At 61.5% G+C, this 14,020-nt stretch carries 11 protein-coding genes, 1 tRNA gene and 1 pseudogene; 7 read left to right on the top strand and 6 right to left on the bottom strand.

All coding sequences use genetic code 11. The annotated features are described in order from the left end of the window. Positions 1 to 196 precede the first annotated feature (196 nt). Positions 197 to 2,155, top strand: coding sequence for a diguanylate cyclase (locus QZT63_RS07355; protein WP_290649904.1), 1,959 nt, complete (start codon positions 197 to 199; stop codon positions 2,153 to 2,155). A gap of 59 nt (positions 2,156 to 2,214) precedes the next feature. Here QZT63_RS07355 and QZT63_RS07350 read toward each other — a convergent pair whose 3' ends face one another. The 4 genes from QZT63_RS07350 to QZT63_RS07335 are packed head-to-tail and all read right to left on the bottom strand — an operon-like array spanning position 2,215 to position 5,772. Further along, positions 2,215 to 2,985 carry an ADP-ribosylglycohydrolase family protein gene (locus QZT63_RS07350; RefSeq protein ID WP_290649902.1) on the bottom strand — a complete coding sequence of 257 codons (771 nt, stop codon included), beginning with the start codon at positions 2,983 to 2,985 and terminating at the stop codon, positions 2,215 to 2,217. A gap of 41 nt (positions 2,986 to 3,026) precedes the next feature. Continuing rightward, positions 3,027 to 4,307, bottom strand: a complete 1,281-nt coding sequence (glgC, locus tag QZT63_RS07345; RefSeq protein WP_290649900.1) for a glucose-1-phosphate adenylyltransferase — start codon at positions 4,305 to 4,307, stop codon at positions 3,027 to 3,029. Continuing rightward, positions 4,268 to 5,080 (bottom strand): TIGR04282 family arsenosugar biosynthesis glycosyltransferase, encoded by an 813-nt coding sequence (locus tag QZT63_RS07340; RefSeq protein ID WP_290649906.1) that lies wholly within the window; start codon positions 5,078 to 5,080, stop codon positions 4,268 to 4,270. Before QZT63_RS07340 ends, glgC begins: the two co-directional genes overlap by 40 nt. Positions 5,081 to 5,085: 5 nt before the next feature. Next, positions 5,086 to 5,772 (bottom strand): TIGR04283 family arsenosugar biosynthesis glycosyltransferase, encoded by a 687-nt coding sequence (locus QZT63_RS07335; protein ID WP_290649898.1) that lies wholly within the window; start codon positions 5,770 to 5,772, stop codon positions 5,086 to 5,088. Positions 5,773 to 6,212: 440 nt separating this feature from the next. Here QZT63_RS07335 and QZT63_RS07330 point away from each other — a divergent pair. From QZT63_RS07330 to QZT63_RS07320, 3 genes are all read left to right on the top strand, one after another. Further along, positions 6,213 to 6,288, top strand: a tRNA-Ala gene (locus QZT63_RS07330). A 130-nt stretch (positions 6,289 to 6,418) separates the two neighbouring features. Then, on the top strand, positions 6,419 to 7,441 hold the full coding sequence (locus tag QZT63_RS07325) for an efflux RND transporter periplasmic adaptor subunit (RefSeq protein ID WP_290649896.1): 1,023 nt from the start codon (positions 6,419 to 6,421) through the stop codon (positions 7,439 to 7,441). Continuing rightward, positions 7,438 to 7,959 carry an efflux RND transporter permease subunit gene (locus QZT63_RS07320; protein ID WP_290649894.1) on the top strand — a complete coding sequence of 174 codons (522 nt, stop codon included), beginning with the start codon at positions 7,438 to 7,440 and terminating at the stop codon, positions 7,957 to 7,959. The genes QZT63_RS07325 and QZT63_RS07320 overlap by 4 nt, the downstream gene beginning before the upstream one ends. 31 nt (positions 7,960 to 7,990) lie before the next feature. On the opposite strand, the gene QZT63_RS07315 is transcribed toward QZT63_RS07320, so the two are convergent. Continuing rightward, a complete protein-coding gene (locus tag QZT63_RS07315; RefSeq protein ID WP_290649892.1) occupies positions 7,991 to 8,242 on the bottom strand; it encodes a hypothetical protein in 252 nt (83 codons plus the stop codon). Positions 8,243 to 8,291: 49 nt separating this feature from the next. Next, positions 8,292 to 8,813, bottom strand: a complete 522-nt coding sequence (locus tag QZT63_RS07310; RefSeq protein ID WP_290649890.1) for a DUF6448 family protein — start codon at positions 8,811 to 8,813, stop codon at positions 8,292 to 8,294. 1,678 nt (positions 8,814 to 10,491) lie between these two features. Between QZT63_RS07310 and QZT63_RS07305 the strand changes: the two genes are divergently transcribed. The 3 genes and pseudogenes from QZT63_RS07305 to QZT63_RS07295 all read left to right on the top strand — a co-directional run bounded on the left by QZT63_RS07305 (position 10,492) and on the right by QZT63_RS07295 (position 13,814). Next, positions 10,492 to 11,634: a cytochrome P450 gene (locus tag QZT63_RS07305; RefSeq protein WP_290649888.1), complete on the top strand. Its 1,143-nt coding sequence runs from the start codon at positions 10,492 to 10,494 to the stop codon at positions 11,632 to 11,634. A 607-nt stretch (positions 11,635 to 12,241) separates the two neighbouring features. Beyond that, positions 12,242 to 13,077, top strand: a pseudogene (locus tag QZT63_RS07300) (succinate dehydrogenase iron-sulfur subunit). A gap of 485 nt (positions 13,078 to 13,562) precedes the next feature. After that, a complete protein-coding gene (locus QZT63_RS07295; protein WP_290649886.1) occupies positions 13,563 to 13,814 on the top strand; it encodes a type II toxin-antitoxin system CcdA family antitoxin in 252 nt (83 codons plus the stop codon). Positions 13,815 to 14,020: the final 206 nt, after the last annotated feature.

The following is a 14,020-nucleotide window of genomic DNA, read 5'->3' as shown; positions in this document are numbered from 1 at the left end:
GAATCCCGGGCACCTGCAACAACACGTAGCGAACCAGTGGTCCGACTTCGGATGTTCGATTTCGTGACTCAGGTTCCGTCATTCAAGTGCTACTTGGTTGATTGTTAGCCCCGGCGCGTTACCACTGCCATCGCATTAAAGGCAGGGGGTCGGCACTAAACACTCTAACGAAATAGGACAATCGCGAGGTCAATGGATGGCAAACAATCCAGCACTCAACGAAAGCCATGGACAAGATCTGCTGCAGTGCTTCAGCGAATTCGACAGTCGATCGATGCAACTGTGTCAGGGTATCACCTCCCAGATTACGAAGCTCACTGGTGCGGCAGTGGCCAGTGTCGGCCTCATGGGCAAGGCCACCGTCCATTACCGAGCCGCAACTGGCCTCCCAGATCGGGACATGAGCACGCATGAGACATTCTGCGCCCACGCCATCAAGGCCAGCGGTCTCACGCTGGTGTCCGACGCCTCGCAGGACGCACGGTTCCGCGAACTGGAGCTGGTCGCGGGGCCGTCGGGGATTCGCTTCTATGCCTCTGCGCCCCTGCGCACCACCGATGGCCTAACCCTCGGGACGCTCTGTGTCCTGGACCGACAACCCAGGCACGATCTCGGCGCGCTTGGCGGCGACGGTCTCCAGCAGATGGCGGATCTTGTCACCGAGCACCTCGAGACGCGTATTCTCCTCAACGAGGCGTCCGGGCTCCGCCGCCTTCAAACCGAACACCAACAGATTTTCGATGCCTTTGCGCGCACCAGCCACAGTGGCTACGCGATGTTCGACGCCGACGGCACCATCGAGCGCATCAGTGGTTTCACCAGCCGCCTGCTCGGCTACGCGCCGGAGGACCTGTGCGGCGGCTCCATCACACAGCTCGTGCCGGCGAAATACGCAGCCATCGTGCTGGACCAGGCACGAAGCGTCGCCAGCGAGGGCACTACGCGCTCCGGCGTCTGGAAAGTCGTCCATCGCAACGGTCGGCCGTTGTACATGCAAATTAGTGGAGAACGTATTTTGAACGCGGCCGGCGAGCGGCTAGCGTTCGCCAGCATGACGGACGTCACTGCAGACTACCTGCGCAACCGCCTACGCATTGACCGCGCCCAGATTCTCGAACTCCTGGCCCGTCGGCTTTCGCTCCAGGCCATTATGGCGGAGCTGCTGCAGCTCCTGCCCCGCTACGCCCCTGGAGCTGTGGGCGCGCTTGCTGATTTCGACGGCGACACACCCACCGTGCTCAGCGCACCGAATGTCACCCAAACCCAGGTGATGCCCCTTGAGGAACTCCTTCGGAGCCCGGACTCGCCCGCCGGCATGATGCAAATAAAGAACGATGTAACCGCCACGCCGGATCTTTTATCCAGCCGCACCTATGCCGGCCAGGATGCGGCCAGGCGAGGCGGCTGGCGCGCCATGGCCTGGTTGCCGATCCGCCACCCGGACGGCACGCTGCGAGCCGGCCTGGGGGTTTTGCGTGAGACGTCTGCAGCACTCCGGCAACAGGAGATCAACCTGCTGACGGAGCTGGCGGCAGTGGCCGCGAGCGTGCTGGAGACTGGTATGCTGCTCGATGAGATGCACTTCCAGGCCCACCACGACGCGCTCACGGGTCTGGCGAACCGCCGACTACTCAGCAAGCACACCAGCCAAGCGCTGAAGGCGGCCGCGGGCGCCGGCAAGCGGGTGGCGCTCTTCATGCTTGACCTGGACAACTTCAAGACGGTGAATGACACGCTGGGTCACAACGCTGGCGACGAGCTACTGCAGCAAGTTGCCGCCCGGTTAACGGCGTGTACTCGGGACGGCGACACAATTGCCCGCCTTGGCGGCGACGAGTTCGTGGTGGTCGCCCCGGGGGCAGATGAACACATCGCGGCGGCACTCGCCGAGCGAATGATGCATCGGCTGCGCCCGCCTGTCGCACTGGGGCGGCAATCCGTCAGCGTGCGGCTGAGCATCGGTATCGCGCTCTCCGGCACGGATGGAGACTGCGCGCATGAGCTCATGACTGCTGCCGATGCCGCCATGTACGCGGCCAAGGCCAAGGGCCGTGACTGCTACCACTTCCGCACGCAGCAGACGGGCCTCCCTGTCGCGACGCCTGTGCCGACCGCAGACGAACCGCTACCCACCGGGATAGGCCTTTCAAACTGAACAGCCGGGCCGGGGATGCAAGCCAATGGGGTTGCGCGGCGGCTCCCACCACGCCGCCGCTAAGCGATATTCACTGCACGGTGGAACTGTTGAATCACGGCACGCATGTCGTCCGGGAGCTTGCGCAGGACCGTCGCCGCCAGGTCCTCCGGCACGGACCAGGCAGCCTCGGCGATTGACCCGGCGATGGCCGCCTGGGTATCCGCATCACCGCCCAACGAGATCGCGTTACGCACCGCATCCTCGACGCTGTCCGCCTCAAGGAACGCCCGAATGGCCTGGGGGACCGAGCCCTGGCAAGTCACATCAAAGCTATAGCGGGGCCGTATACGCGCCAGCGGCTCATCCAGGCGGTAGCCCGACTCCGCCGTGACACGCTGTTGAATGGACTCCTGGCTTGCACCCTGCCGCGCGAGATACACGGCCAACGCCGTCGCCCGCGCCCCACGGATGCCCTCGGGGTGGTTATGGGTACAGGCCGCGCTGCGCTCGGCCTGGGCAAGGACCGTCGCTTCGTCGTCAAACCACCAACCAATCGGACTGACCCGCATGGCGGAGCCGTTACCGAAGCTGTTATAAGGCTCCGGGTCCGCCGCCATGAACCATTGCGCAAACCGGATCCCGTAGCCCCGTGCCGGGAAGCGCCGCGCCCAGCGGCGCAGGGCCGAGGCGTAGGATTCGTTCTGCAGCAATGCATCGGCGATGGCAACGGTAAGCACTGTATCATCGGTGAAGGCGCATTCGTGATGGAACAGCACGAACTCCTTTTCCTTGATTGGCCAGTGCTCGTAGACCGAGCCGATGACGTCACCGGCAATCGCACCAAGCATGGCATCCCTCCACAGGCCTGCAGGGGTGGTCGTCAAGCGTCTTAGCGCACGTGATTCACTTCCTGACCCAGCATCTCCGCGGTGACCAGCACGATCTCCCGCAGCGAGACATGGTAGTGGCGGCGATCCTGCTGCAGGTTGTGGCCGATGACCGTGCCGTCGGGAATGCGACAGCCCTCGTCGATGACCGCGTTGCGAATGCGGCAGTTTCGGCCGACCCGCACTGCCGGCAGGATCACGGAGTCCTCCACCACGGAGTTGGAATCCACCAACACCTGGGAGAATAGCAGCGAATGCCGCACAACGGAGCCGTTGATGATGTCACCGCCGGAGACCATGGAATCCACGGCCATGCCGGGCCTCTGGTCGCCGGCCACCTGGCTTGTCGTGAACTTTGCCGGCGGCAGTTGCGCCTGATACGTCCAAATAGGCCAGTTCTCGTCGTAGATATCGAGTTCCGGATCGGCTCCGATCAACTCCTGATTCGCCTCGTAGAACGCGTCCACGGTGCCCACATCACGCCAGTAGGGTTGCTGGTCCGTTTGCGGATCGCGGAACGGGTGGGCGACGACTCGCGCCTGATGAATGGCGGTGGGGATAACGTCTTTGCCAAAATCCCGAGTCGAGTTGGCGTTCTCGGCATCCTCGCGGAGAACGTTTTCCAGAAATTCCCGGTTAAAGACATAGATCCCCATGGAAACGAGCGCAGTGTCGGGCTGGCCGGGCACGGGTTCGGCGGCGTCGGGCTTTTCCGTGAACTCCAGCACCTGGCCGTTCGCGTCCACGCTCATGACTCCGAATGCCCGGGCCCGGTCCAGCGGCGTCTCGACGCAGCCCACGGTCATATCGCCACCGGATTCCACGTGACGGGCGATCATGGGACCGTAGTCCATTTTGTAGACGTGGTCACCCGCCAGCACCAACACATATTTCGGGTCGTGCGCCTTGACTATATCCAGGCTCTGGTAGACGGCGTCCGCGGTGCCCGCGTACCACAACGGCCGATCCAGGCGCTGCTGCGCGGGCACCAACTCCACGAACTCGCCAAACTCACCGCGCAGGAAGCCCCAACCGCGCTGTATGTGCTGAATGAGCGAGTGCGCTTTGTACTGAGTCAGCACCTGGATCCGACGGATGCCGGAGTTGATGCAGTTCGACAGTGGGAAATCAATGAGCCGGAACTTACCTCCAAAAGGCACCGCAGGCTTTGTGCGCCAATCCGTCAGATTGGCGAGTCGCCCACCCCGCCCTCCAGCCAGAATCATGGCCAGTGTGTCACGGGTCAGTCGGCTGACGAATCGCGGGTTACGCTCCAGGAACATCCGGCGTCCTTTGTTATTGGCGTGGCGCTCGTGCACGAACCGACGGCCCGGGTCTGACCCGCACTTGGCCGCGCCGATGGCCCAGGATACTGGCTCCCTGCCGGGCTCACAACGCCTCGTGCACGAGCGAGCGCCGCTCCAGGCCAAGCCGGCAGAAGACCGCCTCGCCGCAGGCGATGAACATCTGCTGGGCGATCCACGTCGAGCGCGGGGTCGAGTTCCGCGTAGTGCAACCCAAGCCGGCGTAGACGCTGGCGCGTTGCCTGCATGACGGCATCCGTGCCCCACGGCACGGTCCGGAACACGCCGGGTTCCGGATACCGCGTGCCCACCAGCACATACCCACCATCCGGCGCTGGACAGAATACGGCCTGCTGTCCATCCGCAAGCCGCTCGAACGCGGCATGGATGTGCTCCGGCGTCAGGCCCGCGCAATCGGCACCGATAATCACGGCGTAGGGCGCGTCACGCAGGCTCGCCGCAAGCGCTCGGTGCATTCGCCGCCCCAAGTCGCCGGGGGGCTGTACCCGTAAAGCCGCTCCGGCTTCACGGGCCCGGGCCCTCAGCCACGGGTGACCAATGCCCGGGCTGCACCAGAGTTCAACTGGAGCCGCCGCACTCGCCCGAGCCGTATTGAGCGTCCGACGGCACAGGTCCATATAAATGCGCCGCGCGCCCGCTGCCCCCCATCGCCGCCGCAAACGGGTCTTGACCTTGCCTGTCACCGGGGCCTTTGCAAAGACGAGCAGCCTCCCCTCCGGATACCGCCACATAGCCATCAGTGGCGCTGCCCGTAATAGCGGCGATGGAGCTCGGCGGGATCCTCGCCCAGGAAGAACGCCATGCGCAGCCGCCACATCAACAGCACCGTGCGCCAAGTGCCATGGTCCTGCCAACGCCGCGCCGAGGTAATCAGCCGTTGCCGCAGACACACCGGTAGCGCCTTTGCGCGCAACGCTTGGGCCATGGCGATATCTTCCATGAGCGGCAGCTCCGGGAAACCGCCGACGCTGTCGAAGAGCCTTCGGCTGACGAATAGTCCCTGATCCCCCGTTGCGATCCCGGTAAGGCGCGACCGCCAGTTCATGCTCCAGGCAATGATGCGGAAAGCAGTGCCCGGGGCATCAAGAGAGACATCAAACCGCCCCCACGCCCGACGCCCGCCACGAAAGACCTCCATAATCGCTTCCACGGCATCCTCCGGAACACGGGTGTCGGCGTGAAGAAACCACAGCACGTCACCGCTTGACGCACGCGCGCCATGGTTCATCTGAACCGCGCGCCCCCGGGGCCCCTCCAGCACACGATCAACCAGGGGGGCTGCCATCTCTCGGGTGTCGTCCGTACTGCCACCGTCGACGAGCAGCACCTCATGCCCCGTTTGCCGGGCAGGCTGCAAGGGCTGCAGGCAGTCGACGATGGAGTCTGCCTCATTGAGAGCCGGAATCACGATTGAGATGCGCATACCTGATGTTAGGCATACCGAAGCGAACGGGGAAGGCCTATCGGCGCGGTTTGTTTGACGGTGCATTACGCTGGCACTGATACCCTACGCGCTCCGGTCAGCATGGGTGGAACGTGCCTGGTCCGGGCATCGACCATCCCTCCCCCGCATCCATCATAAGGCGGCCCGCCACGCGCCGGAGCCCAGGGCGGATTAGCGCAGCGTAATCCGCCGTTAAGACAAACCGCGTCATGTTGCCCTTCAGCTCCTGTTCGTCGGCGTCGTGCCTACAACTACGGGCAGCCACAACCGGCGGTGTGTCTGGCTCCAAGCCTCGGGCTGGCCGACGCCCGCGACCCATCGCCGACGGAGCATTGCCAAGACTGAGTACGGCTGATGGGATGGAGCACATGCCGGGTTTGGTCACGCCTTCGCACAGTGGTATATTACGCCGCTTGATCGGGGCTGTAGCTCAGTTGGGAGAGCGCGACATTCGCATTGTCGAGGTCAGGGGTTCGATTCCCCTCAGCTCCACCAGACAACATCACGCCACGTCATTCAGGATCAAGAAGTTAAACGATCCTGGGTGACGTGGCGTTGCCTTGTTTGACGTCCCGTTTCGCAGGATTTTCGCAGGGTCCTCCGAGGCGTTGACCTCTTACCAGCAGTGGCCATCCTGGCCGGCGAGCTGGCTCAGCTAGAGGCAGAGGAGGCCAATACCCGGCGCTTGCTGGACTTGGAGCGCCAGGCACTCGACCTCGCCGAACGGGAGCTGTCGCGCATCGAGCGTCTGGCGGCCAGCGGGTCGGTTTCGACCTCCCAGCGCGATGCTCAGCGGCGCAGTACCCTGGGGCAGCATCAGGCGGTGACGTCGCTGGAGAACACCCTGGCCCTGCTGCCGACTAGGCGCGACATTCTCGGAGCCCAGCGCGAGCGGGCATCGGTGCGCTTGGCCGAGGCGCATCGCGATCGGGCGGATACCCGTTTCGTAGCGCCCTATGACCTACGGCTGGGTGAGGTGGACGTAGAGCTGCACCAGTTCGTAGGCGTGGGCCAGCGGCTGTTTGAGGCGGATAGCCTGGCTGCTGCCGAGGTGGAGGCACGCCTTCCCTTCAGTATGGTGCATCGACTTCTGGGCAGTGTGGCGCCGGCCGAGCTTAAGCCCGGCACCCTGCATCTGAGTGAGCGCATCGACCTTGATTTGATCAATGCAGACCTGGAGCTGGTCGGGGCACCCGGCGTGGGTTGGGAGGGCCGGGTGGTGCGCGTGGCCAGCGGCCTTGACCCGGCCACCCGCGCCGTACGGGTGGTGGTAAGGGTCGAACAGCCTTGGCGTGATGCGCGTCCCCCCGATCGCCCTCCATTGCAGCGCGGCATGTATGTCCGAGTGCGCCTGTCGGCGCCGAGTTCCGAACTGCGACTGGTGGTGCCGGCGTCGGCGCTCCATCAAGGCGAGCTCTATCCAGTCGACGGGCAGGACCGCCTGGTGCGTCGCCCGGTCTCGGTGGCCTTCCAGCAGGGGGAGCTGGCGGTGATCGAGGCGGGCCTCGCCCCAGGTGAGCGGGTAGTTGTCGATGACCTGCAGCCGGTTATCGAAGGCATGGCGCTCTCTGTGCGCCGGGACGAAGCCACTGAGGCGCGCCTGGCCGGACGGGCCCGGGGAGACGCAGTGTCGGAAGAGCAGCCATGATTCGCTGGTTTGTCGCTCACCCCACGGCCGCCAATCTGCTGCTGATACTGCTGCTGGCCGCCGGGCTGTTCGCCGCACCCCACCTCAAGCGTGAAACCTTTCCCGATTATCGTCCGATGGAAGTGTCAGTAGAGGTGGTTTATCGCGGGGCCAGCGCGGCTGACGTGGAGGGCGCCGTGTGTCGGCGCCTGCACGATGCCGTGAATAGTGTGGAATTTCTCGATGAGTTTAGCTGTGTCGCCCAAAACAACCTGGCCAGTGCCACGGCAACCATGTCTGCCGGGGGCGATGCCATCCACTTCCTCAATGAGATCGACACTGAGGTGAGCGCCATCACCAAGCTGCCAGCCCGTGCAGCCCCTCCTGTAGTGCTGGAGCTTCACCGCAGTGACCTGGTGACGGCGGTAGCGGTATCTGAAATCGTTCATGAACAGCTCGTTAGCGCATTGCCAAGCGGTAGCGCTGGGCCAACGGCGGGACCAAAGGTTTCTCCGTACTGTGGATACTGCAATAAATGACGGGTGCCCAGCGAGACGAATATGAACAGCGCTAAGGATCCCACAAATATCGCCATGGAGTCAGCATGCCCGCAGGATAATTCAGCTTGTGAATCAGCCTCATGAAAAAGTACGAAGAGGCTGTGGCAACCGCCGCCAGTGTGAAGGCCACCAACAGCGAGGTGCGTACATTCCCGAGCAAGGAAGTTCCACCCAGAACGAGCAGAACCACCACAACTAATACCATCGCTGCAATCACGGCATAGACGAGAAGGCTCGATAAGCGCTGAATATTTGGAGTCATGCCTGCCGCCGGGCATTGCTATTGTATTTCGTCAGAGACTCGGAAGTGGTCACTGCGCTACTTCAGCTACGGCGTCCAGATGTTTATGACTGGGGCCCGTAGAGACGAGGTGATCCACACCGACGACGAAATGCGTGAATTCAACATACGCTTTCACATACTCTCGACCCTGCTCGACAGACTGCTCGGCCACCTGGCGCTTGTCGTAGGCATCTGAGAAGCGCTGCTGAATACCTTCCTGAACCGCTGCTGCTGTCTCAGTGGCGAACTGATCAACATTGCCATCTTCCAGCGCGCGGTCAGCTGCCGCGATCACGGGATCAACGTGGCCAGCCGGTTTGAGCCCGGTAAAGCCTTCACCCTCAGTGGCTCGGTGAATTCTGACCAAGGTCTCGAAAAAATAGGTATCGGCGACATTCCGCGCGACATCACTTTCTCCACGAACCGCCAACGCCATTTCAAATGCATCACGGATCGCTGCTTCATTGTCTTCGTCAACCCATTTGAGTACGCGGTCAATCCTCTCGTCAGCAAGAACTGCTTGAGCATCTTGGACGACTGGCCCGCTCATACTGTCACAATGCGCGGCGGCAGAGCTGGACAAAAATGCTGCCAGCATAAGTGAAGAAAAAAAACGGGAATCCGAGTAAGTAATGGGCGATAAATCATGTGAATCTCCTGAGCGAACTAGGTAGAAATAACCCTATGCTTGGCACAGTCTAGGGTCTGTACGTTCGCGAACATAGTGTAATTCCGTAAGCTTCCCCTTCAGGTACACAGCCGATAAGTAGAACTTTCTGGCATGTGAGGTTCCCCCGCAAAACCGGCCCAAGCTGAGGTGGAGAAATCCGGTGCGAGCAACCACCCTTGCAGGGGAAGACGCGTCACGAAGAAGTCGAAGTCCATAGCCGATGCTCCTCACTTTTGAGCAATGGCGGACATCAGAGTCGATTCGGCCGCCGTCCGCTTCGGGTCGACTATCGCCAACCCGCGGTTCCGAGGGCTAGCACCGGAGCGTCAGGGTCGCTGGCCGACCCATCGCTGCCGGTGACTCGGTTCGAGCTGACGTCCAGAATCCTCTCGAGAGCCGACGCTGGCTATGGGCGGACAACGCCGTCCAGAGGTCCGGGGCGGTCTCTATTTCTCTTCTGATTCCCGCGACTTGCCCTCTTTCGTCATATCAGACGCAAGGAACTCGCCGTCTGTGGTCTCGCATCCTCTGTGATCGAACACGATCAGTAGCAGCGATGGCCCCGGACCAAAACAGCACATCCAACCATTCCCCATGGAAGCGGGGCGCAGCGAGTTCCATGACAGAACATCCGACAGAGCAAGAACAACCCCTGTTCGCTACCGCAAGATTTTTGGGTCAACCACGTGCTCCAACGTACAGACCCGTCATCGGTGAACGGAGCATGCTCGCAGATAACGCCATGAGACGTTAGCTGAAGGAATCACCATGAACAACCCAGCAGATACGGGGCCGTTCTCCTTCTGGAGCGACAATTCGGTTACATCTGGAGCATCCGGCACGGTGGCACCACTGAGCAGCCGCAGGCAACACGTCCTGTCCCATCAGACTGCAATCGAGCGTTGGGAGGGGGAAGGAGGTCGCGTACTTCCGTACTCCCGAGCGGCTGACATACCCGGATGACGTCTACAGTCGGTACCGGTGCCGCACCACCATGAAATTCGCAGGGGTGTGGCTCAAGGATTCTAGCCCACCACTTGCCCTTAAGCGAAGCTGTCCCGAGCTTGTGCGGGCATCGGCATGACCGCAAAGAACATCGGTTCCTCTGGACACGAGGAAGTTTTTCCGGCCACGGTGTAATGACCATTTCTTAACGGGGAGCCCACACATCTCGATTCTCATGCTGCATCAGGCGACTTAGTGGACATTTTTGCTCTACCCGAAGATCGCCAAGGCACGGGGTCGATGACGCTCGTTCGCGCAAATCACGTCCAGGTTTTCCGACTGAGTGTGCCGGCAGGAAAGGTTCTTCAGGAGCATGCTGCCGCCGGATCGATAACGCTCCAATGTCTCTCCGGTTTGATCGAGCTTGATGCGCATGGCCGTACGCTAACGTGGGGCCCGGCAAACTTGTATACCTCGACGACGCACAACCACACGCGGTCAGGGTGCTGGAGGACGTGTCGCTGCTGATCACGATGCTGCTGCACCGAGTCTGACGTGGGAATTACACCCTATTGAATGGCTATGAAATCTCGTTACCCAGAGAGAACAAATCATGAACGAAGACCAACATGATGAGTGGGATCCACGTGATGCCTCGATCCTGAAGGACCAACGTACCGCGTACGACGAGATGCGCGAGCGGTGCCCTGTGGCACGCAGCACGTTCTTGGGTTGGTCACTATTCTGCCACGATGATATTAACGCCGTTCTGGCCGATCCGGAGACGTTTAGCAATGCGTCCCAGTTCTTATCGATCCCGAACGGGATGGATCCACCGGATCACGGCCCGTACTACGACGTCCTCGCTGCCTTCTTCGATGACGAGCACATGGCGCAATTCGAACCTCGCGCCCGCGAGATCGCTGCAACTCTGCTTGAACCAATGCACGGCGTCATCGAGATGGAGTTCATCGATGAGTTTGCCACGCCCTATGCCCTACGGGCCCTGTGTGCATTCCTCGGTTGGCCTGAGCAGCAATGGACGTGCCTCGCCGGATGGGTGCATGGCAACCAGCAGGCGGCGCTAACCGAGGACTCAGTCGCTGGCAAGGCTCTGGCCGACGTCTTCGCAGAGCACGTCCGCACGAACCTGCACAAGCACCGCGCTTCACAGAATGATGAGGAAGACGCCACGGACGCGCTCATGAGTGCCGAGGCTAATGGCGAGAAATTCAGCGATGAGCAGATCGTCAGCATGTTACGTAACTGGGCCGCCGGGCATGGCACCGTCGCGGCTGGACTGGGCATTCTGGTTCTGCATCTCGCGCAGGACTGCGAACTACAGGATCGGCTGCGCAACAACCCGTCGCTGATTCCCTCGGCCATTGAAGAGATCCTGCGGATCGACGACCCGCTTGTCGCCAACCGCCGAACAACAACACGAGAGGTCGAGATCCAGGGAAGAACCATTCCGGAGGGAGAGCACCTGACGCTCATGTGGATCGCCGCCAATCGCGATCCGCGTCGTTTTGAGGATGCAGATGTTGTAAAAATCGATCGGAGTACGGACGATGGCCTAGTCTGGGGGCAAGGTATCCACCTCTGCCTGGGTGCCCCCTTGGCCAGACTCGAAATGCGCGTGGCGCTCGAGGCGTTGCTTGCACGGACACGCCGCGTGCGACTTGCCGAGGAAGCGCCGCGTCGCGCCGTGTATCCCAGTAACGGCCTGGCTGCGCTGCCACTGCGATTGAGCTGATGCACGTGTTGCGTACGGTACGCTTGAGTTCACAACAAGCTCTACCGGGCAAGCTTACCCCACTTGGCGCTGACGCTTTCACGACGCAAGACATTATCTCGCTTGACGTTTGCCCCAGCGCATCGATTCGTGGGATCTCTGCGAGCCTCAACCGGGCAGCTTCTGGCATCCATCGCGAAGTTGATCTCTGTGCGTCACGCCACTCGGACTAGTGATTGGCTCGCCTTGGCTCCGGGGAACAAGGTCTCGGGCGGGAGAGTGCTGTCATCATGGTAGCGCTACCTGGGTCCTGGGAAGCAATACCACGAGCAGCGCCATCGTGCGTGTGTTATCCCCCGTTTGCGAAGGCGTGTTTGAAGTCTGCGCTTCGAACTGACCGCAAGGAGACAACGGTCTGATTGGAATCCGTTAGGAACGATAGATATTGCTCCAGTGCGAGACCGCACTGACAAGGCGGTCGCTTATGCTCACTCTGAAACAGCATTTTCTGGTGCAACGTCGAGCTGGACCGTGCGCGGGTGCGAGGGCTTCTGGATGAACTGCATCTGATCTGCGAGCCCGTCCGAAAGGCAATGCGATAGCTCGTTGCCCCGTCTGAGGAGGTTGTATGGCCGCCACAGCGGCCGGCCGCGGAGAGAACCGCCTGGCAAGCGGGTTCCCGATCCCCGCGAAATTCCGGCTCGGCCCACAGTCCCGCATCACTGAGGGACAGACGTGGCCGGCAGCCGAGGACGCGACCCGTACCAAGCAGCTTCGTATTTACCGGTACAACCCGGATTCCGGAGAGAATCCAGGCATTGACACCTACGAGATCGATCTCGACCGATACGGTCCCGTGGTTCTGGATGCGCTTATCGGGATCAAGAACACGATTGATCCGACACTGACGTTCCGGCGTTCATGCCGCGAAGGCGTCTGCGGTTCGTGCGCGATGAACATCGATGGAAGCAACTGGCTGGCATGTACCCGCGTTCTGGAGGAAACACGGGATCCGCTAACGGTCTACCCATTGAACAACCTTCCAGTGGTGAAGGACCTGGTGCCCGATCAGACACACCTGCTCGGTCAGCATACCGCCATCAAGCCATGGCTGCGTACGCAGACGCCAACACCGCCGGACCGAGAGCGACTGCAGTCTCCGGAAGACCGCGCGAAGCTTGACGGATTGTACGAATGCATCCTCTGTTTTTGCTGCACCAGCGGGTGCCCAAGTGGTGGAACGGAGACCGCTATATCGGCCCTGCGGTGCACCTCCAAGCCCACCGCTGGCTTATGGACAGCCGCGACGAGGCCACCGGTGAACGCCTAGAGGAACTCGAGGATCCGTTCCGCCTGTACCGCTGTCACACGATCATGAACTGCACACTTGCCTGCCCAAAAGGTCTGAATCCGGCGAAAGCCATTGCGGAAATCAAAAAACTGATGATCGAACGGCGAACCTGAAGCGAACCCGTGTCCTTTCAACCGCCACTGCTGCCGGGATTACCAGTCCCGGGAATCGGCCCAGCATCTCGTTACGCAGATGCTGTAGTTCCGGTCGAGATCTCGGCCGCTCAGCCCGCTATTTGCGGGACCGAGCTGACAAGTTGCCGTGACACGCTACGCAACGCATGGAAGCCGATTCCTGACCCGGGAAGATCTGAAGAGCCAGGCCGAGTTCGATTCGGAAAATCCGCAAGGCAACCAGCTTGTCGATCCGCCGGCTCGCGTCGCAGTAGCGACCCCGGCGGTTAGGGTCGGAACGTGGAGCTGGGTCTGAGGACAGGCGGAGCCCCCGGGCCCCGTCTCTTCTCTCTGCCCTGCTCCGCCTTACCTCAAGCAACTCCAGCCGCGCATGCGGCCCTATGGACCGCGGCCTTCGCTACCGATTGATGCGCACCGGCCATGCGCATAACATCGTGGGAACGATTCCTTTGCCGGTGAACGTCATGGCTTCCGCACAAGACAGTCAGCACAGCACGAGAAAGCGCTCGGTGAACCTCAGCCTCGATGCCGCCCTCGTCGAAGACGCAAGAGCGCAGGGGGTGAACCTCTCCAGGTTCCTCGAGGCACATCTGCGCGAGGCGCTTCGGGAGCATCGTGAGCGGCTATGGCAAGAGGAAAACCGCGAAGCCATCCGCGAGTACAATGACGCTGTGGCCAAGCGCGGCAGCTTTGGCGACCGATTCCGCCGGTTCTGATGCGGCAGTTCGACGTTCTGATCAACACAGACGGCCAGAGTGCGCAGTGGGCGCCCTATCTCATCGTGCTCCAACACGACCTCCTCGCACTACTGTCCCGTAAAAACTCTTTGGTTGTTCTCTAACCATATGATCTTGAATGAAAATTAGCGTAATCAGGGGTGTTACCGACTTGAGCTGCCACCCTGCTTCCATGGATGCTCCCT

The organism is Aquisalimonas sp. (assembly GCF_007120195.1).
Taxonomy (GTDB): domain Bacteria; phylum Pseudomonadota; class Gammaproteobacteria; order Nitrococcales; family Aquisalimonadaceae; genus Aquisalimonas.
Note: the sequence above shows the minus strand (reverse complement) of the source record. Positions and strands in the feature narration are given on the sequence as shown.

Coding starts and splice junctions, on each gene's coding strand:
- QZT63_RS07320 (WP_290649894.1), top strand. CDS start 7,438: ATGATTCGCTGGTTTGTCGCTCACCCCACGGCCGCCAATCTGCTGCTG.
- QZT63_RS07295 (WP_290649886.1), top strand. CDS start 13,563: ATGGCTTCCGCACAAGACAGTCAGCACAGCACGAGAAAGCGCTCGGTG.
- glgC (WP_290649900.1), bottom strand. CDS start 4,307: ATGTTCCTGGAGCGTAACCCGCGATTCGTCAGCCGACTGACCCGTGAC.
- QZT63_RS07335 (WP_290649898.1), bottom strand. CDS start 5,772: ATGCGCATCTCAATCGTGATTCCGGCTCTCAATGAGGCAGACTCCATC.
- QZT63_RS07340 (WP_290649906.1), bottom strand. CDS start 5,080: ATGTGGCGGTATCCGGAGGGGAGGCTGCTCGTCTTTGCAAAGGCCCCG.
- QZT63_RS07355 (WP_290649904.1), top strand. CDS start 197: ATGGCAAACAATCCAGCACTCAACGAAAGCCATGGACAAGATCTGCTG.
- QZT63_RS07350 (WP_290649902.1), bottom strand. CDS start 2,985: ATGCTTGGTGCGATTGCCGGTGACGTCATCGGCTCGGTCTACGAGCAC.
- QZT63_RS07305 (WP_290649888.1), top strand. CDS start 10,492: ATGAACGAAGACCAACATGATGAGTGGGATCCACGTGATGCCTCGATC.
- QZT63_RS07310 (WP_290649890.1), bottom strand. CDS start 8,813: ATGAGCGGGCCAGTCGTCCAAGATGCTCAAGCAGTTCTTGCTGACGAG.
- QZT63_RS07315 (WP_290649892.1), bottom strand. CDS start 8,242: ATGACTCCAAATATTCAGCGCTTATCGAGCCTTCTCGTCTATGCCGTG.